This is a genomic window from Bacillus sp. NMCC46, assembly GCF_002998465.1.
Taxonomy (GTDB): Bacteria; Bacillota; Bacilli; order Bacillales; family Bacillaceae; genus Bacillus.
This window is the reverse complement of record NZ_PVQZ01000002.1, coordinates 288288-308595: the sequence shown is the minus strand read 5'-3', so window position 1 is coordinate 308595 and position 20308 is coordinate 288288. Positions and strand designations below refer to the sequence as shown.

At 41.7% G+C, this 20308-nt stretch carries 20 protein-coding genes; 18 read left to right on the top strand and 2 right to left on the bottom strand.

Going from position 1 to position 20308, the window contains the following annotated elements; translation table 11 throughout:
- Positions 1-52 precede the first annotated feature (52 nt).
- The 17 genes from C6Y01_RS07205 to C6Y01_RS07125 all read left to right on the top strand — a co-directional run bounded on the left by C6Y01_RS07205 (position 53) and on the right by C6Y01_RS07125 (position 16986).
- Entirely contained in the window at positions 53-2164 is a 2112-nt protein-coding gene (locus tag C6Y01_RS07205; protein WP_370876313.1) for an HD family phosphohydrolase, read from the top strand.
- Positions 2165-2644, top strand: a complete 480-nt coding sequence (gene ybeY, locus C6Y01_RS07200) for an rRNA maturation RNase YbeY (protein ID WP_012010615.1) — start codon at positions 2165-2167, stop codon at positions 2642-2644.
- Positions 2622-3008: a diacylglycerol kinase family protein gene (locus C6Y01_RS07195; RefSeq protein WP_106037993.1), complete on the top strand. Its 387-nt coding sequence runs from the start codon at positions 2622-2624 to the stop codon at positions 3006-3008. Before ybeY ends, C6Y01_RS07195 begins: the two co-directional genes overlap by 23 nt.
- A gap of 113 nt (positions 3009-3121) precedes the next feature.
- Entirely contained in the window at positions 3122-3520 is a 399-nt protein-coding gene (locus C6Y01_RS07190) for a cytidine deaminase (RefSeq protein WP_034661347.1), read from the top strand.
- Complete coding sequence (gene era / locus C6Y01_RS07185) at positions 3513-4418, top strand: GTPase Era (protein ID WP_099726610.1); 906 nt, start codon at positions 3513-3515, stop codon at positions 4416-4418. Before C6Y01_RS07190 ends, era begins: the two co-directional genes overlap by 8 nt.
- 148 nt (positions 4419-4566) lie before the next feature.
- Positions 4567-4710: a YqzL family protein gene (locus tag C6Y01_RS07180; RefSeq protein ID WP_003217288.1), complete on the top strand. Its 144-nt coding sequence runs from the start codon at positions 4567-4569 to the stop codon at positions 4708-4710.
- 35 nt (positions 4711-4745) lie between these two features.
- Positions 4746-5516 carry a DNA repair protein RecO gene (gene recO, locus C6Y01_RS07175; protein WP_106037992.1) on the top strand — a complete coding sequence of 257 codons (771 nt, stop codon included), beginning with the start codon at positions 4746-4748 and terminating at the stop codon, positions 5514-5516.
- A gap of 332 nt (positions 5517-5848) precedes the next feature.
- Positions 5849-6736 carry a glycine--tRNA ligase subunit alpha gene (gene glyQ, locus C6Y01_RS07170; protein ID WP_012010611.1) on the top strand — a complete coding sequence of 296 codons (888 nt, stop codon included), beginning with the start codon at positions 5849-5851 and terminating at the stop codon, positions 6734-6736.
- Complete coding sequence (glyS, locus tag C6Y01_RS07165) at positions 6729-8774, top strand: glycine--tRNA ligase subunit beta (protein WP_034661343.1); 2046 nt, start codon at positions 6729-6731, stop codon at positions 8772-8774. Before glyQ ends, glyS begins: the two co-directional genes overlap by 8 nt.
- 166 nt (positions 8775-8940) lie before the next feature.
- Complete coding sequence (gene ccpN / locus C6Y01_RS07160) at positions 8941-9579, top strand: transcriptional regulator CcpN (protein WP_024423017.1); 639 nt, start codon at positions 8941-8943, stop codon at positions 9577-9579.
- Between the two features lie 25 nt (positions 9580-9604).
- Positions 9605-10426 (top strand): pyruvate, water dikinase regulatory protein, encoded by an 822-nt coding sequence (locus tag C6Y01_RS07155; RefSeq protein ID WP_008342399.1) that lies wholly within the window; start codon positions 9605-9607, stop codon positions 10424-10426.
- A gap of 261 nt (positions 10427-10687) precedes the next feature.
- Entirely contained in the window at positions 10688-11188 is a 501-nt protein-coding gene (locus C6Y01_RS07150; protein WP_034661340.1) for a YaiI/YqxD family protein, read from the top strand.
- Positions 11189-11220: 32 nt separating this feature from the next.
- Positions 11221-13050: a DNA primase gene (gene dnaG, locus C6Y01_RS07145; RefSeq protein ID WP_034661338.1), complete on the top strand. Its 1830-nt coding sequence runs from the start codon at positions 11221-11223 to the stop codon at positions 13048-13050.
- 201 nt (positions 13051-13251) lie between these two features.
- On the top strand, positions 13252-14373 hold the full coding sequence (rpoD, locus tag C6Y01_RS07140; protein WP_008342392.1) for an RNA polymerase sigma factor RpoD: 1122 nt from the start codon (positions 13252-13254) through the stop codon (positions 14371-14373).
- A 302-nt stretch (positions 14374-14675) separates the two neighbouring features.
- Positions 14676-15035: a cytochrome c550 gene (cccA, locus tag C6Y01_RS07135; protein ID WP_003217503.1), complete on the top strand. Its 360-nt coding sequence runs from the start codon at positions 14676-14678 to the stop codon at positions 15033-15035.
- A gap of 120 nt (positions 15036-15155) precedes the next feature.
- A complete protein-coding gene (locus tag C6Y01_RS07130; protein WP_095285397.1) occupies positions 15156-15872 on the top strand; it encodes a tRNA (adenine(22)-N(1))-methyltransferase in 717 nt (238 codons plus the stop codon).
- Positions 15865-16986 (top strand): Nif3-like dinuclear metal center hexameric protein, encoded by a 1122-nt coding sequence (locus C6Y01_RS07125; RefSeq protein WP_060596667.1) that lies wholly within the window; start codon positions 15865-15867, stop codon positions 16984-16986. Before C6Y01_RS07130 ends, C6Y01_RS07125 begins: the two co-directional genes overlap by 8 nt.
- 39 nt (positions 16987-17025) lie before the next feature.
- Here the strand turns inward: C6Y01_RS07125 and C6Y01_RS07120 are convergent, their stop codons facing one another.
- Positions 17026-17970: a 4-hydroxy-3-methylbut-2-enyl diphosphate reductase gene (locus C6Y01_RS07120; protein ID WP_034661333.1), complete on the bottom strand. Its 945-nt coding sequence runs from the start codon at positions 17968-17970 to the stop codon at positions 17026-17028.
- Between the two features lie 157 nt (positions 17971-18127).
- Positions 18128-18826: a VrrA/YqfQ family protein gene (gene vrrA, locus C6Y01_RS07115; protein ID WP_034661332.1), complete on the bottom strand. Its 699-nt coding sequence runs from the start codon at positions 18824-18826 to the stop codon at positions 18128-18130.
- 155 nt (positions 18827-18981) lie between these two features.
- Here vrrA and C6Y01_RS07110 point away from each other — a divergent pair, with 155 nt between their 5' ends.
- Positions 18982-20301 carry a DEAD/DEAH box helicase gene (locus tag C6Y01_RS07110; protein ID WP_034661331.1) on the top strand — a complete coding sequence of 440 codons (1320 nt, stop codon included), beginning with the start codon at positions 18982-18984 and terminating at the stop codon, positions 20299-20301.
- Positions 20302-20308 lie beyond the last annotated feature (7 nt).

The window sequence follows — 20308 nt, the reverse complement described above, 5'->3', positions numbered from 1 at the left end:
GGAGGTACTTTCCTTGAGAAAGAATCAGAAAGACAGTAAGCGCAAAAGACTGCTGTCTAAAAAAGAACCTCAGAAAATGGAGCGCTCACGTTATTTAAATGTTTTGCTATACGCTGGTTTAGCAGCCATTCTATTCGTGGTGCTCTTCTTCCATGTAAAGCCTGAATCGCTCGACTTAGATTTATTTTCAGTGAGCGAACAGACCATCTATTCTCCATCAACCGTCGATGATCAAGAAGCGACAGAAGAAAAGAAGCAAGAAGCAACAGATCAAGTAGAGGATCAATATACACTCAAAAAAGCGTATTCTGACAATCGTGTTGACCTCATCTCCTCCCTTTTTGAAGCCATTAAAGAAGAGAAGAAAGCAGCTGATGAAAAAGAGAATCCGCCATCAGATAAAGAAATGGTCAAGCGTGTCAAAGAAAAACTCACATCAGATATGCAGGAGGCTGTTTCAGACCAATCCATCAAAGCACTGCTTCAGGCAAGTGACGAAAATCTCTCTTTTACTAAGGATTCCATCATCACAGTGGTGAATTCACTGATGAGTAAAGAAATCACAGCAGCGAAATTACAAGATGAGAAAAAACAAGTGAAAACAGAGCTTGAAAATAATTCAATTCCATCAAAATACTTAAATGCAGCAAAAGAAATCGGTGAATTTGCGATCATTCCAAACTATGTATTTGATCCAGTGGCTACAGAGAAGAAAAGACAAGAAGCAGCTGATAATATTCAGCCGGTTCAGATTAAGCAAGGGCAAATTTTAGTCGAAGAAGGAGAACTTATCGACCGGGAAGTGTATCGTAAATTAGAACTGACAGGCCTCTTAAACAGCTCCAATTTGATTAAGCCTGTAAGCGGTCTTATGATATTGATTGGTCTGTTTTTAGCAGCGATTATTCATTCACTTGAAACGAGGAAAAAATCGCTTGTTCATAAGAATAAGTCGTTGCTGCTCTACTCGCTTATTTTCACCATTATTTTAGTCATCATGGAAGTATTCAGTCTCTTCCAGGAAACGAAGTATACGACAATAGGTTATGTGGTCCCAGTGGCACTTGGCACGATGCTGATCAAGCTGCTTATCAATGAGCGGCTAGCGATCTTCTCTGGCCTTGTATTTGCTCTTTGCGGCAGTATGATGTTTAATCAAGGGGTAACCGGCGTCTTTAACTATGTGATCTGTGCTTATTACCTTGTGAACGGGATGGCGGGCATTTTATTTTTGAGAAAGCATAATGCACGTTCAAAAATATTGCAGGCAGGGCTTTGGGTCGCTTTGGTGAATGTCCTTGTGGTTCTATCCATTACGCTGATCCAAAACTCCTCACCATCAGGGCTTGAAATCGGTGTGAACCTCATGATGGCGTTTGTGTCAGGGTTTGCATCATCTATTTTGGTCATCGGGTTAATGCCTGTGTTTGAGAGTATGTTCGGCATCCTTTCAACAATGAAGCTGATTGAATTATCAAACCCAAATCATCCGCTGCTCAAAAAGATTTTAACAGAGACACCAGGTACATATCATCATAGTGTCATGGTGGCAAATTTAGCGGATGCTGCATGTGAAGCAGTTGGCGCAAACGGTCTTTTAGCAAGGGTCGGCGCTTATTATCATGACATTGGGAAAACGAAAAGACCGCAATACTTTATCGAAAACCAAATGAACATTGATAATCCGCATGACAAGCTTTCTCCTCAGCTAAGTAAAAATATCATTATTGCCCATACGACAGATGGAGCTGATATGCTGAGAGAAAAGAAGTTTCCTGAAGAGCTTGTCGATATTGCAGAACAGCATCACGGGAAGTCACTGTTAAAGTTCTTTTACTATAAGGCAAAAGAGCGTGATGATCAGGTGACAGAGGAAGAATTCCGTTATCCTGGTCCAAAACCGCAATCAAAAGAAGCGGCAATTATTTCTGTAGCGGACAGCGTTGAAGCGGCAGTACGATCGATGCATAATCCAAATCCAGAGCGAATCGAAAAGCTCGTCAAAGGCATTATTTCAGATAAAATGCAGGATGGGCAATTTAGTGAATGTGATCTGACATTTAAAGAATTAAATATTATTGGTCAAACGATTTGTACAACATTAAAGGGGATTTTTCATTCTCGGATTGAATATCCAGATGCCCCGAAGCAGAAGGTGAAGTAAATGACATTGTTAATCGATTTAATAGATGAAACAGGACAAGTATCAAAAGAGCAGCTTGAAGAAGTGGAAAAGCTTCTTCAGTTCGCTGCAGATGCCCTTGAGGTCAAAGATCAAGCGGAGGTATCAGTGACGATCGTCTCGAATGAAGAGATTCATCAAATCAATAAAGAATACCGCGGGAAAGACGCACCAACGGATGTCATCTCCTTTGCACTTGAGGAAGAAGGAGAAGGGGAAATTGAAATCATTGGTGCTGATGATATTCCGCCTGTACTCGGCGACATCATCATTAGTGTGGACCGTACGAAAGAGCAGGCAGAGGAATATGGACATTCCTTTATGAGAGAGCTTGGATTTCTCACCATTCATGGGTTCCTTCATTTGCTCGGGTTTGATCATATGACAGAAGAAGATGAAAAAGAAATGTTCGCCAAACAGACAAAGATCTTGGATGATTATGGCCTTTCAAGATCTTCGTAAGAAGAGAAGGCCGCTTGCCCGTTTTTTTCGGAGTTTTTATTATGCATTTAGAGGAATATGGCGAACTTTCTTGAATGAACGGAATTTTCGATTTCACACAGTCGCAGCCATCATCGTGGTGATCTGCGGCTTTTGGTTTCACATTGAACCATTCGAATGGACGATCGTTTTGCTTTTATGCGGGGGGATGTTTGCGCTTGAACTTGTCAATACAGCCATTGAACATACAGTGGACCTGATGACAGAAGATAAGCACCCTCTTGCAGAGAGAGCGAAGGACGCTGCAGCAGGCGCTGTTTGCGTTTACGCCGCGGTTTCGGTTATGATTGGGGTAATCATCTTCTTACCGAAGATCATGCAATAGAACAATATTACTATTTATTAACATTTTTAGAAATGGGCGTGAAAATGTCACGTGAATTATGTAAAATATAAATGTGACAGTGGGTCCATTTCTTCTGAAAGTGGGAACTAGGAATGAACAAACAAGAGTTGATTTCAGAAGCAGTTAAAGCAAGAGATTTTGCATATGTACCCTATTCAAAATTCAAAGTCGGTGCAGCATTATTGTCGAATGATGGAAAAGTGTATGGCGGCTGCAACATTGAAAATGCAGCATATGGTATGTGTAATTGTGCGGAAAGAACAGCACTTTTTAAAGCCTATTCAGAAGGCATCACATCGTTTCAAATGCTAGCGGTAGTGGCTGATACAGACCGGCCTGTTTCGCCGTGCGGCGCATGCAGACAGGTCATTTCAGAGCTATGTGCACCTGATATGCCAGTGATTCTAACGAACTTAAAAGGACATATATACGAAACAACAGTAAACGAACTATTGCCAGGCGCATTTTCACCGGAGGATTTAAATGACTAACGAAAGCTTCAAATCAGGATTTGTATCAATTATTGGAAGACCAAATGTAGGAAAATCAACCTTTCTTAATCGTGTGATTGGACAAAAGATCGCGATCATGAGTGATAAGCCCCAAACGACACGAAACAAAGTGCAAGGTGTCTTAACAACAAACACGTCACAAACGATCTTTATCGATACACCAGGGATTCATAAACCTAAGCATAAGCTTGGTGATTTTATGATGAGAGTGGCTCAAAATACACTGAAGGAAGTCGACCTGATCTTGTTTATGATCAATGCAAAGGAAGGCTATGGCAAGGGTGATGAATTCATCATTGAACGACTCAAGCAAACATCTACACCGGTATTCCTAGTCGTCAATAAAATCGACCAAATTCACCCAGATGAGCTGTTCCTTTTAATTGATGAATACCGCACACGTTATCCATTTAAGGAAATTGTGCCAATTTCAGCTCTTGAAGGAAACAACATTGACACGCTTCTTCAGCAGATTGAAGGTTATCTTCCTGAGGGCCCTCAATTTTATCCGGCAGATCAAGTAACAGATCATCCAGAACGGTTTATTATTTCTGAATTAATTCGTGAAAAAGTGCTGCATTTAACGAGAGAAGAGATCCCGCACAGTATTGCAGTTGCGATCGAATCCATTAAGCCAGATGAAAATGGCAAGATCCATGTTGCGGCGACCATTGTCGTAGAACGTGATTCACAAAAAGGGATCGTCATTGGTAAACGAGGCAGCTTATTAAAAGAAGTGGGACAAAAAGCACGCAGAGATATTGAAGCACTTCTCGGTTCAAAAGTGTATCTGGAGCTTTGGGTAAAGGTTCAGAAGGACTGGCGTAATAAATCCACTCACCTTCGTGACTTCGGATTTAGAGAAGACGAATATTAAAAAATCTCTGCTGTTGTCATAAAATCTGACAATGGTGCGGTTCGATTAGTAAAAATTGTTTATCATGAAATGGAGGTAGCTTGGTCAAGATAAAATTAATATGTTGGATGTAGCGTTGCTGCTTCTAATAAAGAAAGGTGGGGTTTTTATGTTGAATTTTACATGGAACGTATTTTCACAAACAGGAAGCGTTGACACGTATCTGCTTTTCAAAGAGTTAGAAAAGGAGAACCTGGAAAGACCCGATGTACTTGAAGAAGAGATAGCACGATTTGATTTTCCAATCTTATAATTCTTGACCCCCTCCAATGCTCGGAGTGTAGACAAATGCTCATTAAAAGTGAAGGAATCGTCCTTAGAACAACAGATTATGGCGAAACAAACAAAATTGTCACGCTGCTCACTAGAGAACATGGGAAAATTGGCGTGATGGCAAGAGGTGCAAAAAAATCAAACAGCCGCCTGTCAGCCATAAGCCAGCCGTTTTTATACGGAACCTTCCTGATCCAATCATCAACAGGACTTGGAACGCTCCAGCAAGGCGAAATGTTTGAAAGTATGCGAACCATTCGGGAGGATTTATTTTTGACCGCATATGCCGCATATATGACAGAGTTACTCGATAAAGGCACAGAAAAAAAAAAGCCAAACCCTTATTTGTTTGAGCTCCTGCATCAATCTCTGCGTCATCTGAATGAAGGCACAGATGCTGATATTATCTTATTTATCGTAGAGGTCAAAATGTTATCAGTAATGGGAATGAAGCCTGAACTTGATCAATGTGTCCATTGTGGTCAAAAAGAAGGGCAGTTTCATTTCTCTATTAGAGATAACGGCTTCATTTGCCAAAATTGCTTTTCTAAAGATCCGTATAAACTGCCCTTATCCCCAGCAGCTGCAAGGCTGCTCCGTTTATTTCATTATTTTGATTTATCAAGGCTCGGTCAGGTTGATGTGAAACCGCAGACGAAACAAGAAATTCGTCAAGTGCTCGATCACTACTATGAAGAGTATTCAGGCCTTTATTTGAAATCAAAAAAATTCATGAATCAGATGGAATCCATGAAAAAGCTAATGGGCGGGGAAAACAAAAGTTGACATCTCCCTTGACTTTTTGTAAGATCATCTAAGATAAAATATGTTGCATTGACAGAAAGAAGTACTTACGCAGAATTCATTAAAAGCGACCTTAGGGCGGTGTGAGCTAAGGATGGAGGCGTAACGAAAGGCATTCTTGAGCAACGTAAAACAAAGCGGCTGGATGCTACGACACCAGCAAATAGGGTGGAACCGCGGGAAAAACTCTCGTCCCTATGTTTGCAAGGAGCCTTGCGAGCATAGAGACGGGAGTTTTTGTGTTCTCTTACGAGGTTCTCATCCCCACCCGCCATATCATAGCGGATGGTGTAGAAAAGATGGAGGTGCGATCATTGAATATTCAAGACATGATTTTGACGCTGCAAAAGCATTGGTCAAATGAAGGCTGCGTATTAATGCAGGCGTATGACACAGAAAAAGGTGCCGGAACGATGAGTCCATACACGTTCCTGCGAAGCATTGGCCCAGAGCCATGGAAGGTAGCATATGTAGAGCCTTCAAGACGCCCGGCTGATGGCAGATATGGAGAAAACCCAAATAGATTGTATCAGCATCATCAATTTCAAGTGATCATTAAGCCGTCACCTGACAATATTCAAGAACTGTATCTTGAATCATTGAAAGCACTTGGTATTGACCCGCTGAAACATGATATTCGTTTTGTGGAAGACAACTGGGAAAACCCATCTCTTGGCTGTGCAGGACTTGGCTGGGAAGTATGGCTTGATGGGATGGAAATTACACAATTCACGTATTTCCAGCAAGTCGGCGGCTTAGAATGTAAGCCTGTTTCCGTTGAAATCACATACGGTATTGAACGTCTTGCTTCCTACATCCAGGACAAAGAAAATGTCTTCGATCTTGAATGGACAGACGGATTTACGGTCAGAGATTTATTCTTAATGGCTGAATATGAGCACTCTGTTTATACATTTGAAACATCTAATACTGACATGCTGTTTGAGTTATTTACGACCTATGAGAAGGAAGCGCATAGCCAAATGGACAAAGGGCTTGTTCACCCAGCATACGATTATGTGCTCAAATGCTCTCATACGTTTAACCTGCTCGATGCAAAGGGCGCGATTTCTGTTACCGAGCGAACTGGCTATATCGGAAGAGTGCGCCAGTTAGCCAGAAAAGTAGCCAAAACATATTATGAAGAACGAGAAAAATTGGGATTCCCTATGCTAAAAGAGGAGGCGGCTTCTCATGAATAAACAAGATGTATTACTCGAAATTGGCTTAGAAGAGATGCCGGCTCGTTTCATGCCGGAAAGCACAAAGCAGCTAGGTGAGAAAGTAAAAGCATGGTTTGAAACGCAAAATATTTCATTTGAAGATGTTGCTTTATTCAACTCACCAAGACGTCTTGCTGTACTCGTGAAAGGTGTCGCAGAAAAACAAGAAGACATCAAAGAAGAAGCAAAAGGCCCAGCTAAAAAGATTGCGAAAGATGCTGAAGGCAATTGGACAAAAGCAGCAGAAGGCTTTGCCCGCGGACAAGGTGCCTCAACAGCTGATCTCTATTTTAAAGAGATCAAAGGAGTGGACTACGTTCATGTCCAAAAGTTTCAAGAAGGAAAGCAAGTCAAAGACCTTCTGCCAGCGTTAGGTGAGATCGCCGCCTCATTAAGTTTTCCAAAGAACATGAGATGGGGAAGTAAAGATTTACGCTATATCCGTCCGATTAAATGGATTGTTTGTTTATTTGGAGAGGAGATTGTACCTGTTGAAATTGCTGGGGTGAAAAGCGGCCGTGAGACAAGAGGACACCGTTTCCTTGGTAGGGCAGCCACCATCGACTCGCCTGCTTCTTATGAGCAAACATTGCGCGATCAATTTGTCATTGCAGATTCAGATAAAAGAAAACAATCCATTACTAAGCAGCTAAATGCCCTATCTTCAGAAAAAGGCTGGGTCATTCCTGTTGATCCTGAGCTTCTAGAAGAAGTCAACGATCTTGTAGAATATCCAACGGTGCTTTCTGGTTCCTTTGAAGAAGAATTCCTTGCATTGCCGGAAGAAGTATTAGTGACCACAATGAAAGAGCATCAGCGCTACTTCCCTGTGAAAAATGAGCAAGGGGAATTATTGCCGCACTTTATTACGGTCAGAAATGGAAACAGTGAGGCGCTTGAAAATGTCGCAAGAGGGAACGAAAAAGTACTTCGTGCACGTTTATCAGATGCTGCATTCTTCTATAAAGAAGACGAAAAACTAGTCATTGATGACAATATTAAGAAGCTTGATAAAGTTGTATTCCATGAGAAACTTGGCACAATTGGCGACAAGCTAAAGAGAGTGGCAGACATTGCGACCCGTCTAGCAGCGCATGTCGGTGCAGATGACGAAACGACAAAACGAGTGGCAAGAGCAGCAAGTATTTCGAAGTTTGATCTTGTGACTCAAATGGTCTATGAATTCCCAGAATTACAAGGAATCATGGGCGAGAAATATGCAAAAGCACTTGGCGAACATGAAGAAGTGGCAAAGAGCATCAACGAGCACTATATGCCGCGCTTTGCCGGTGATGAGGCGCCCTCCACTTTGATTGGTGCGATTGTGGCAGTAGCAGATAAGCTGGATTCTATTTGTTCCTTCTTCTCAATTGATGTCATTCCAACAGGCTCTCAAGACCCTTATGGACTGAGAAGACAAGCGAGCGGTATCGTTCAAATCCTGCTCGATCGTCATTGGAATATTTCATTTAAAGAGCTTTTGGCACTTGCTCAAGTAGAAGCAGAACATGAAGCTGCTCTGATTGAATTTTTGACACACCGTTTAAAATATGTCCTCCAAGCAGAGCATATCCGTCATGATGTTGTGGATGCAGTGCTGGATGTTGAAAATATTGAACCTTATGCAGTCGTGAAAAAAGCAGCTGTTCTTGAAGAGAGCGTGAAACAAGAAAGCTTCAAAGAAACGGCAGAAGCATTAGGACGCGTCATTTCAATCAGTAAAAAAGGGGAAGATGCAGAGATTCAGCCTGAGCTGTTTGAAAATGAGCATGAGCAAAAGCTATATGAGGCGTATCAACAAGTAGAGACAGCTGTCAAGGAACATGTAGCAGCAGGGCAATACAGCGCAGCACTTGAGGCGCTAGATACGTTAAAAACACCGATTGTTCATTATTTCGATCACACAATGGTACATGCGGATGATGAAAAGCTGAAGCGAAATCGTTTGGCGCAAATGGTCAAACTAGCCAAAGTCATTCAATCATTTGCGAATATGAACAATTTAATTGTAAAATAAATACCTAAGAACGGTTGCCTTTTTCGAAGGGCAATCGTTTTTTACTCATTTAATTCACGGTTTTTGAGTGGATTTTTGTTTCATTCGGACAAAGATGCGCTATAATATGATGAGTTATGAAAATGATATACATAAAGTAAAGATTCGCTCTCTCTATTTAAAGGTGGTGAGTACAATCGAGTTAAATAAACGGCAAGAGCAGATTTTACAGATTGTCAAAGAGAATGGTCCGATCACTGGAGAGCATATCGCCGATCGGCTGAACTTAACTAGGGCGACCCTCAGACCGGATTTAGCCATATTAACGATGTCAGGCTTTTTAGAAGCAAGACCAAGGGTCGGCTACTTTTTCACAGGAAAAACAGGCACGCAGCTTCTAGCAGATAAGCTGAAAAAACTTCAAGTAAAAGATTTTCAATCCATTCCAGTGGTGATACATGAGAATGTTTCAGTTTATGATGCGATTTGTACGATGTTTTTAGAGGATGTGGGCACATTATTCGTTGTGGATGATCACTCTATTTTAACAGGCGTGTTGTCAAGGAAAGACCTCCTTCGCGCAAGTATTGGAAAACAGGAGCTTCCATCTATCCCTGTCCATATTATTATGACAAGAATGCCGAACATCACCGTTTGCCGCAAGGAAGATTTTATTATGGATGTGGCGAAGCACTTGATTGAAAAGCAGATAGATGCACTTCCTGTTATAAAAGATACGGATAAAGGCTTTGAAGTGGTCGGCAGAATTACGAAAACAAACATGACGAAAATACTTGTTAGCTTATCGGAGAATGAAATAATCTAATTACAGAAGACTGCGAGGGGATGTTATGAGTAATCGCGTAATTTTTGTGGTATCAGATTCAGTAGGAGAAACGGCAGAGCTCGTGGTCAAAGCGGCACTTAGCCAATTTGATGGCGGTTCATCAGACCATTCAAATATTAGAAGAATTCCGTATGTAGAGGATGTCGGTACGATTAAAGAAGTCATTTCACTGGCGAAAGCAGATAACGGAATCGTCTGCTTTACTCTTGTTGTGCCAGAAATGCGCCAATTCTTAATTGAAGAGGCAGAAGCAAACGGAGTCGTTTATTATGACATCATCGGACCACTCATCGATAAAATGGAGACTGCTTATGGAAATGAAGCGAAACATGAGCCGGGGCGTGTACGTCAATTAGATGAGGACTATTTTAAAAAGGTTGAAGCCATTGAGTTCGCAGTGAAGTATGATGACGGCAGAGACCCAAGAGGCATTCTAAAGGCTGATATTGTGCTCATCGGTGTATCACGCACATCTAAGACACCATTATCTCAATACTTGGCGCATAAACGGCTGAAGGTAGCGAACGTTCCAATTGTTCCTGAAGTAGATCCGCCAGAGGAGTTATTTTCAGTTGATCCAAAAAAATGCATCGGTCTAAAAATCAGTCCAGACAAACTAAATCATATTCGTAAAGAGCGTTTGAAATCTCTAGGTTTAAATGATCGCGCAATTTATGCGAACATTGAGCGGATTAAAGAAGAACTAGAGTATTTTGAAAAAGTGGTGGACCGCATTAACTGTCAAGTCGTTGATGTATCGAATAAAGCAGTTGAGGAAACGGCAAATGTCATTCATCAAATGCTGACCAAAAGAGGTTCCGAATAAACTCAGGATGCTCCTCCTGGGTTTTTCCTATGGTGGGAAACGGGTAAACAAAAACAATGGCATATTTGCTGCATTTGTATTATAATAAAAAATTGTGATAAAATGATTGATTTTAGGTTTAAGTTAAGTCAAGAACGAATAAACTAATATTGGCAGAAGTCAAGTGATTCTGAACATAACTTTTCGACAAAATGAGTTTTACTGTTGTTTGCTATATGGGGGGAAAGTATGGTCTTTTTGCTTCTCTAAAGCAGGAATAAGGTGGAGGGATGGAGAATTAGTCACCTGAATGAACATAAACAAGAGAGGGCGATTTATGTCGATGCAGATGCTTGTCCTGTAAAAGACGAAATCCTTTCTGTCGCATCTCAATTTCAAGTACCTGTGATGTTCATTGCTTCATATGAGCATTTTCAAACCAAAAGATCTCCACTTGAAGATTGGCGCTTTGTAGATACACATAAGGAAGCAGCGGATTTAGTCATTGCGAACTCAGCTGCCGCGCATGATATTGTCGTCACCCAAGACATTGGTCTTGCCTCCTTACTGCTTCCAAGACAGGTCATTGTACTGTCTGAAAGAGGACGGATGTACACAAACGAAACAATTGATTTTGATTTGGAACGCAGACATGTTTCCAGTAAACAGCGAAGAAAAGGTGTATATGGAAAAGGTCCCAAAAAGCTTTTAGAAGAGGATAAAAAGCGATTTATTGCGCAGCTACAAAAAATCCTGTCGAATCATGAAGGATTTTTGAATTAAAAGGCGAATAATGTACGACGGAGTGTTATAGGATGAGCAAACGTATACCAGATGAACTTTTGGAGCAAATCCAAAAAAACGCAGACATTGTCGAAGTGATTGGAGAATACGTACAGCTTAGAAAGCAAGGTCGAAATTACTTCGGTCTTTGTCCATTCCATGGTGAAAATACTCCTTCATTCTCTGTTTCAGCAGATAAGCAAATCTTCCATTGTTTTGGCTGTGGTGCAGGAGGTAATGTATTTTCGTTCCTCAGACAAATGGAAGGCTACTCATTTATTGAAGCCGTTTCACATGTTGCTGATAAGTACCATATTGATTTGCCTGATCATGTAGCAAATGCTCAGGTCAGCTCCTCACAGCAAGAGGACACTGCAGATCATAAAATGATTGAAGCGCATGAGCTTCTTAAGAAATTTTACCACCATTTGCTGGTAAATACAAAGGAAGGTCAAAACGCACTCGATTATTTACGGGCGAGAGGCTTTACGGATGAAACAATTGCCAAGTTTGAGATCGGATATGCTCTTGACTCTTGGGATTTCGTGACCAAGTTTTTAGAAAAACGAGGGTTTGATCCTGTGATGATGGAGAAGGCTGGTCTTTTGATTCAACGTGAAAACGGAACAGGCTTTTTTGACCGCTTTAGGGATCGTGTGATGTTTCCCATTCATGATCATCATGGGACAGTTGTCGCTTTTTCCGGAAGATCGCTTGGTGATCAGCAGCCTAAGTATATGAATAGTCCTGAAACGCCACTTTTTCATAAAAGTAAGCTGCTTTATCACTTTCATGACGCGCGTATGCATATACGAAAACGCGAACGGGCGGTTCTTTTCGAAGGATTTGCTGACGTCATTTCAGCTGTCACATCAGGTGTCGGCGAAAGTGTTGCAACAATGGGTACGTCTCTAACAGAAGAGCACGTAAAACTTCTCAGACGTAACGTAGAAGAGATCATTCTTTGCTATGACTCTGACACGGCCGGTTATGAAGCCACCATGAAAGCATCAGATTTGCTTGGAAAAAGAGGATGTAAAGTTCGCGTTGCCATGATACCAGATGGACTTGATCCAGATGATTACATTCGTAAATATGGCGGCGAGAAATTTAGGAATGACATCATAGATGCAAGTGTGACATTAATGACTTTTAAGATGAACTTTTTCCGTAGGGGAAAGAATTTATCTGACGAAGGAGACCGGCTTACTTATATGAAGCAGGTACTCCGAGAAATTAGCCGGTTAAACGGTTCCTTGGAACAAGAGATTTACATGAAACAGCTTGCTGGAGAGTTCTCGATCTCACTTGATTCATTAAAAGAACAACTGGAGCTGTTTGAAAAACAGCAGCGGCAAGAAGCCAAAAGCACACAGGAAGAAAGCGGGCTTGAAAAACGGCGTGCACATCTGTCAACACAGGTAAGAAGAAAGCGTCTGCGGCCAGCATATGAAAATGCAGAGCGAATGCTGCTTGCTCATATGTTAAAAAGTGATGACGTGATCCGAAAAGTACTTGACAGAGTAGGGATTGAATTTAATATAGATTCTCACAGGGCGCTGGCCACGTACATTTATGCTTTGTATGAAGAAGGCAAAGAACCAACGCCGCAGCATCTGATGAACCGTATAGAAGATGATGTCATCAATCAGCTTCTGACGGATATATTCATGATTCAAGTTGGAGACGAACTAAGTGAAGCTGAATTAAGTGATTATGTAAAAAAAGTGTTGAATCATCGGAATTTGTCAATGATAAAGGAAAAAGAACTAGAACGTGCAGAAGCGGAGAGGCAAAAAGATTTCTTCAAAGCGGCAACACTTGCAAAAGAAATTATTCAGTTGAACCGTTCGCTGAAGTAATACGTCTAATATTTATGACAAGACTTACGGCTGGCAATGAATCCTTTACGGGAGGAGCATAAGACCGCAAGCATCTTGCCTTCATCATTATTTATTTTATTCCTATTTGCTCATCTGTTTGATAAAGAGAGAAAAGCAGAGCGAAAGCAAATCGCAAGTTACTTTAGAATTCGTTGCAAGCTTTGGAAGGAGGGATCCATAATGGCTGATAAACAAGCCCACGAAACCGAAACTGAATTAACCTTTGAACAGGTGAGAGATAAGCTCACTGAAACGGGTAAAAAACGGGGCGTTTTAACATACGAAGAAATTGCAGAGCGTATGTCTAGCTTTGAAATTGAATCAGACCAAATGGATGAATACTATGAATACTTAGGCGAACAGGGTGTAGAGCTCATCAGTGAAAACGAAGAGACAGAAGACCCAAATGTTCAGCAGCTGGCTAAAGCAGAAGAGGAATTTGACCTGAATGATTTAAGCGTACCACCAGGTGTCAAAATTAATGATCCTGTTCGTATGTACTTAAAAGAAATCGGACGCGTCAATTTGTTATCTGCTAAAGAAGAAATTACGTATGCTCAAAAGATCGAAGAAGGCGATGAGGAATCAAAAAGAAGATTAGCGGAAGCAAACCTTCGTCTCGTTGTCAGCATCGCGAAACGCTACGTCGGTCGTGGTATGCTGTTCCTTGACTTGATTCAAGAAGGAAACATGGGTCTTATGAAGGCAGTTGAGAAGTTTGATTACCGCAAAGGATACAAATTCTCAACATATGCAACCTGGTGGATTAGACAGGCGATCACGCGTGCGATTGCCGATCAGGCCAGAACAATCAGGATCCCGGTTCATATGGTGGAAACCATTAATAAATTGATCCGTGTTCAAAGACAGCTTCTGCAAGACCTAGGCAGAGAACCAACGCCAGAGGAAATTGCTGAAGACATGGATTTAACTCCAGAAAAGGTAAGAGAAATTCTTAAAATTGCGCAAGAGCCTGTATCTTTAGAAACACCTATTGGTGAAGAAGATGACTCGCATCTTGGTGATTTTATTGAAGACCAAGAGGCGACATCTCCATCTGACCATGCTGCATACGAATTGTTAAAAGAGCAGCTTGAAGATGTATTAGACACGCTAACGGACCGTGAAGAAAATGTACTGAGACTACGCTTCGGACTAGATGACGGAAGAACACGTACGTTAGAAGAGGTTGGAAAGGTGTTCGGCGTCACAAGAGAGCGTATCCGCCAAATTGAAGCGAAAGCTCTGCGTAAATTAAGACACCCAAGCAGAAGTAAACGATTAAAAGACTTCTTAGAGTAGAAACTGGACGGATCTTGAAAGAGATCCGTTCTTTCTTCATCAAAAATGAAAACGCTTTTTTCAATCTGATTATATTTTACTGAATAACAAATGAATTTGCAACGTTCTTAGAGAAAAGATGTATAAAAAATACATCAAAATGTGCTGAAGGCTTCATTTCTCATCTTGTATCATTTTTGTCTAATCTGTGAACTTGACCAAAGTTTTGTATCATAATTCGTTTACTTTTTGTAAAATTAAAGTAGAATTAGAATTGTTTGCATAGTCTCAAAGGGGTTTTCACAAAGGGGAGGATGAAAGAAATGAAACGGAATCCACTTATACCATTCTTATTGATTGCCATTTTAGGTATTGGACTCACTTTTTTCTTATCAATGAAGGGGTTGAAAGATGAAGACAAAATCGCCTCTGGAGGCGAGGAGCAAAAACAAGAAGAGACAGCGAATGCGACGCCGGAAGAATTGTATAAGCAAAACTGTTTGAGCTGTCACGGGGAAAACTATGAAGGCGGCGCAGGTCCTGCATTAAAAGGCGTTGGAGACAAGCTTGAAGTGGCAGACATCAAGAAGAAAATTCAAGAAGGCGGCAACGGGATGCCAGGCGGGCTGATCCCAAATGAAAAGCTCGATGAAATGTCGGAATGGGTATCCAAAATTAAATAATGTTACGCAAAAAGCTCTTTTTCATCAGAAGAGCTTTTTTCATTTGAAAACGACTTTTAAAAAGTCCATAATTTATATAAGATAGACAAGTATGAACATTAAAGAAAAGTAGTGATACGTATGAATGAAATGAATTTATCAAAACGATTAAAAAGAGTCGCAGACTTTTTACCACATGAGGCCGTCTTTGCTGATATCGGCTCAGATCATGCCTATTTGCCATGCTATGCGATCCTGCATCAAAAAGCAGTAAAAGCCATTGCTGGTGAAATTACAGAGGGACCGCTTCAATCGGCGAAGCAGCAAGTACATAGACTTGAATTAGATGACCAGATCTCGGTCAGAAAAGGTAATGGCCTTGAAGTTATTGAAAAGGGCGAAGTGAATGCTATCACGATTGCAGGTATGGGCGGAGCACTCATCGCAAGCATTTTAAATGATGGCAAGCATAAGCTCGCAGGCCATGAGAGGCTCATTCTTCAGCCAAATATCCATGCTCACCACATTCGTTTATGGCTCTATCAAGAGGGGTATGAATTGATGGATGAAGTCATTTTAGAAGAGGATGGCAAAATATACGAAATCATGATCGCAGAAAAAGGCGACAAAGATAAAGCCTATGAAGGGATGTCGATTGAAACAGGCATGCTAGTTGGTCCGTTTCTTGCGAAAGAGCAAAACGACGTCTTCCGGCGCAAGTGGATGCAAGAGCTTCAGCATATGGAGAAAATAGAAAGTCAAATTCAGCAGGCAGCGCGGGCAGAAGAGAATGAGGAGCGCCTTGAAGAGCTGCATGTAAAAATAAAGATTCTAAAGGAGGTTTTGACTGTTGGCTAAAACAGTAAACGGACATGAAATCATCCAATTATTTGAACAATTTTCACCAAAGGCATATGCCGTAGAAGGTGACAAAATCGGTCTCCAGATTGGGACGTTAAATAAAAAGGTAAACAATGTCATGATCACCTTGGATGTATTAGAGAATGTGGTAGATGAGGCGATCGAAAGAAATGTGGATCTCATTATTGCTCACCATCCACCGATCTTCCGTCCGTTAAAACATGTAGCGACAGATCAGCCAGCTGGACGGATCATTGAGAAATGCATCAAACATGATATTGCGGTATATGTGGCACATACGAATTTAGATGTGGCTGATGGAGGAGTCAATGACTTGCTTGCGGAGGCTTTAGAGCTTGAAGAAACAAGTGTGTTAGTCCCGACATATGAAGATCAAATCAAACAGCTTGCCCTGTATGTTCCGCAGGAATTTGAAGAAGCCATCCGTACAGCGTTAGGAAATGCGGGCGCAGGCCATATTGGCAACTACAGCCATTGTGCGTTTTCAAATGAGGGGACAGGCAGCTTTTTGCCATCAGAAGATGCGGATCCGTTCATTGGTGAGAGCGGTCAATTGGAATTTGTCAAAGAAGTGCGGATTGAAACCATTTTCCCGGCAAGTATAGAAAAACAAGTGATTCGTGAAATGATCAAAGCACACCCGTATGAAGAAGTCGCTTATAGTGTACACACGACAGATCTTCCTCCAATTCAAAAAGGCCTTGGCCGTATAGGGGAGCTAAGAGAGCCTATGACCCTTGGAGATTTTACACGATTTGTGAAGACAAAGCTGGATGTAAATGGTGCTCGCTTTGTAGGTGATCAGGACGCTGTTGTGAAAAAAGTGGCTGTGCTTGGCGGAGACGGAAATAAATACATTCATCAAGCGAAAAGAATGGGTGCTGATGTGTATGTGACAGGGGATCTTTATTTCCATGTCGCCCATGATGCCATGATGCTCGGGCTGAACGTAGTGGACCCAGGGCATTATGCAGAAAAGATTATGAAAGAGGGCGTAAAGGCGAAGCTTCAATCGCTATGTTCAGATAAAAAGTATGATGTACAGCTCTTTGTTTCTGAATCGAACACAAACCCATTTCAATTTATGTAAACAAAAAAACGTCAGAGCTGCTATGCTCTGACGTTTTCTTTATTTCTTTGTTTTCACGCGCGGTAGTATTTTCGAAAGAGGAACCGACCGTTCAATCTTCCAAGTTGCTTCATCATCCGGCTCGTAGTTTTCTAAGAAACGTATGACTTCCTTTGTAATAGGTGTTGGTGTTGAAGCACCAGCCGTAACGGCAACGGTATTTACGCCTTGCAGCCACTCCAGCTTGAGCTCACTTAGGTCACCAATACGGTAAGCCTGCGTTCCAGCAATCTCCATGGACACTTGTGCCAGACGGTTGGAGTTATTACTTTTTGGATCGCCGACAACAATGGTAAGATCAGCTTGGCCAGCTTGCTCGGAAACAGCTTCCTGACGTACCTGTGTCGCAAGACAAATTTCTTGATGGTACTCGACGTGAGGGTATTTCTCTTTAATCAGCTCCATTAGATCGTGAACATCCCACTGAGACATCGTCGTCTGATTGGTGATGAGCAGTTTATCTGATGTTAAATCGAGCGCCTCAATGTCGGCTTCTGTTTCGACAAGATGCACCTTGTCAGGAGCTACTCCGACAGCTCCCTCTGGCTCAGGATGACCCTTTTTCCCAATATAAATAATGTCATATCCATCGGCTGTTTTCTCTGAAATGAGTTCATGTGTTTTCGTTACATCGGGACAGGTTGCATCAATGGTGATAAGGCCTTTTTCTTCTGCAATTTGACGAACCTCAGGTGAAACGCCGTGAGCGGTGAAAATGACTGTTCCGCTTTCAACCTGCTTTAAAATGTCCATGCGGTTTGGTCCGTCCAGTGTGTAGATCCCATCTTCTTCGAAGGCATCTGTCACGTGCTTGTTGTGCACAATCATACCTAATATATAAATAGGGCGTGGCAAGTTTTTATCAAGTGCGGCATTTTTAGCAATGACCATTGCATCCACAACGCCATAGCAATAGCCACGCGGCGAAATTTTAATTACATTCATTTATTCGTCCTCCTGTAGGGAAGTGCTGCTAGAGAAGAACAATATAAAAAGCCGTAAAAAACGGCTTTTTATCATTCTCTAGCTTCCATTATAGCCAAAGTAAGCGCATATATCAAAGATTGTTATACGCAGTGAACACTTCGCCGTTAAAAGATCACTAGACATATAGTTTTGGAACAGAGCTGCCAGGTCTTTTTTTCGGTTTTGCTTCAGGAGCAGGTGATGTGTGAGGAGCTGCTTTTTTGACGAGGATGTCCTCTGGTTCTTTGTTTTCTTCTATTTCATCATCTCGTGCTGCTTCTTCTTGCGGCACTTCTGTTTCCTTGCCGATCTCTTTAGGATCTTCATCTGCGCTTGTTTCATCATCATCCGCACTGCCGAGCTGGCTGTACAGCTTAATCATGGCAGGCAGATTTCTTACTAAAGGACCGTATTGCTGAATCATTGGTGTAAATTGCTGCGCCATACCGAGCACTTTTTGTACATTTCCTAACATGCTTGAGAGGGTCGCAGGATTTGTGAAGCTCTGGATTCCTTGTAATCCCGCACCACCTCCAGAGATCCCTGCTCCCCCTGCGCCAGGAAGAAATTTAGCGAGCATGCCTTTCATTCCTGCTCCGCCGCCTAGTGCACGGCTCTCGCCTCCTGGAATTCCGTCCATCCCGCGTATACCGCCTCCTTGTACAGACGGGGAGCGAGGCATCATTTGCTGAAATTGATTGCCTTGCCCTTGAAAAGGCTGTTCGATAGGAGGCTGCTGCCCTCTTTGAAAAATCCCGGGTTGTCCGCCATTTCCAAGATGCCGGCGTGAGGGACGGTGCGGCTGAAAATCGCCCATAGGCCTTTGCCCTAACATACTTGTACCTCCCTTACTGCATTCTCTTTCTCTTCATAGGTTATGCAAGGAAGCATCAATTGGTTTCCTGTAAGAAAAGCGGACATGGTTTTTTTGCTGAAAATCAGCTATAATGAGGAGATGAGCAAAAAGGCATTGCCTTAAGGAGTGAAAACATGAACGAAACAAAATTTACGACATATGAATTAAAGCCTTTTATTATAGATGCTATTCATGAACTGGGCTTTTATGAGCCAACTGATATTCAAAAAAGAATCATCCCTGCTGTGTTAAAAGGAGAAAGCGTGATTGGTCAATCACAAACAGGAACAGGAAAAACTCACGCGTACTTATTGCCGCTTATTCATTCAATTGATCCAAGCAAAGAGCAAGTACAAGTTGTGATTACTGCACCTACAAGAGAATTAGCCAATCAAATTTTCAAAGAAGCCCAAACGATTTTAAAGAATGCCTCTCCAGAAGAAGAGATGAAAGCAAAGCTTTACATTGGCGGAACGGACAAGCAGAAATCCATTCAAAAGCTAAAAAACCAGCCGCATTTGGTTGTCGGTACACCTGGACGTATTGCTGACCTCATTCATGAGCAGGCGCTGAACGTTTACAAAGCGACATCTCTTGTCATTGATGAAGCGGATTTAATGCTGGATATGGGATTTTTAGAAGATGTGGACCGTATTGGTTCACAAATGCCAGAACAGCTGCAAATGCTTGTGTTCTCAGCAACTATTCCAGAAAAACTAAAGCCGTTCCTGAAAAAATATATGGACAATCCAAAATATGCCCATGTTGAACCAAAACGAATTACAGCTGAAAACATTCAGCATATTTTAGTCCCATCTAAACAGCGTGACAAGCTAAAACTGCTTCATGAAATGGTGACGAATGTACAGCCTTATTTAGGCATCATTTTTGCCAATACAAAAACAACCGTTGATGAAATCGCATCATTCCTACAAGAAAAAGGAATGAAAGTTGGAGTGCTTCATGGCGGATTAACGCCGCGCGAACGTAAAAAAGTGATGAAACAAATTGATGATTTAGAGTTCACTTATATTGTGGCATCTGATCTTGCAGCCCGCGGAATTGATATTAAAGGCGTCAGCCACGTGATCAACTATGAACTTCCATCTGATCTTGATTTTTATGTTCACCGTGTTGGTAGAACAGCTCGAGCTGGTTCATCTGGAATTGCAATGACTATTTATGAGCTTGCTGATGAGGATGCACTCATTCAAATCGAGAAAATGGGCGTTGTGTTTGAAAACAAAACCATTGTTCATGGCGAATGGCGAGATGCAGATGACCGCTTGAAGCGTCAAAGACGTAAAAAAGCACCTAATGAAATTGAAGAAAAAGCAAAGCGTCTTGTGAGAAAACCGAAAGCCGTCAAACCTGGATATAAAAAGAAAATGACACGTGAGATGGACAAAATCAAGAGACAGGAACGTAGAAAGTCAAAGCGTAATGGAAAGTAGGGGGAAA

What these genes read in the sequence shown, in the direction of transcription:
- rpoD (WP_008342392.1), top strand. Translation starts at nt 13,252, where the DNA reads ATGGCTGATAAACAAGCCCACGAAACCGAAACTGAATTAACCTTTGAA.
- dnaG (WP_034661338.1), top strand. Translation starts at nt 11,221, where the DNA reads ATGAGCAAACGTATACCAGATGAACTTTTGGAGCAAATCCAAAAAAAC.
- recO (WP_106037992.1), top strand. Translation starts at nt 4,746, where the DNA reads ATGCTCATTAAAAGTGAAGGAATCGTCCTTAGAACAACAGATTATGGC.
- C6Y01_RS07180 (WP_003217288.1), top strand. Translation starts at nt 4,567, where the DNA reads ATGTTGAATTTTACATGGAACGTATTTTCACAAACAGGAAGCGTTGAC.
- C6Y01_RS07190 (WP_034661347.1), top strand. Translation starts at nt 3,122, where the DNA reads ATGAACAAACAAGAGTTGATTTCAGAAGCAGTTAAAGCAAGAGATTTT.
- era (WP_099726610.1), top strand. Translation starts at nt 3,513, where the DNA reads ATGACTAACGAAAGCTTCAAATCAGGATTTGTATCAATTATTGGAAGA.
- ybeY (WP_012010615.1), top strand. Translation starts at nt 2,165, where the DNA reads ATGACATTGTTAATCGATTTAATAGATGAAACAGGACAAGTATCAAAA.
- C6Y01_RS07110 (WP_034661331.1), top strand. Translation starts at nt 18,982, where the DNA reads ATGAACGAAACAAAATTTACGACATATGAATTAAAGCCTTTTATTATA.
- C6Y01_RS07120 (WP_034661333.1), bottom strand. Translation starts at nt 17,970, where the DNA reads ATGAATGTAATTAAAATTTCGCCGCGTGGCTATTGCTATGGCGTTGTG.
- C6Y01_RS07195 (WP_106037993.1), top strand. Translation starts at nt 2,622, where the DNA reads ATGGCCTTTCAAGATCTTCGTAAGAAGAGAAGGCCGCTTGCCCGTTTT.
- vrrA (WP_034661332.1), bottom strand. Translation starts at nt 18,826, where the DNA reads ATGTTAGGGCAAAGGCCTATGGGCGATTTTCAGCCGCACCGTCCCTCA.
- C6Y01_RS07155 (WP_008342399.1), top strand. Translation starts at nt 9,605, where the DNA reads ATGAGTAATCGCGTAATTTTTGTGGTATCAGATTCAGTAGGAGAAACG.
- cccA (WP_003217503.1), top strand. Translation starts at nt 14,676, where the DNA reads ATGAAACGGAATCCACTTATACCATTCTTATTGATTGCCATTTTAGGT.
- glyS (WP_034661343.1), top strand. Translation starts at nt 6,729, where the DNA reads ATGAATAAACAAGATGTATTACTCGAAATTGGCTTAGAAGAGATGCCG.
- C6Y01_RS07130 (WP_095285397.1), top strand. Translation starts at nt 15,156, where the DNA reads ATGAATGAAATGAATTTATCAAAACGATTAAAAAGAGTCGCAGACTTT.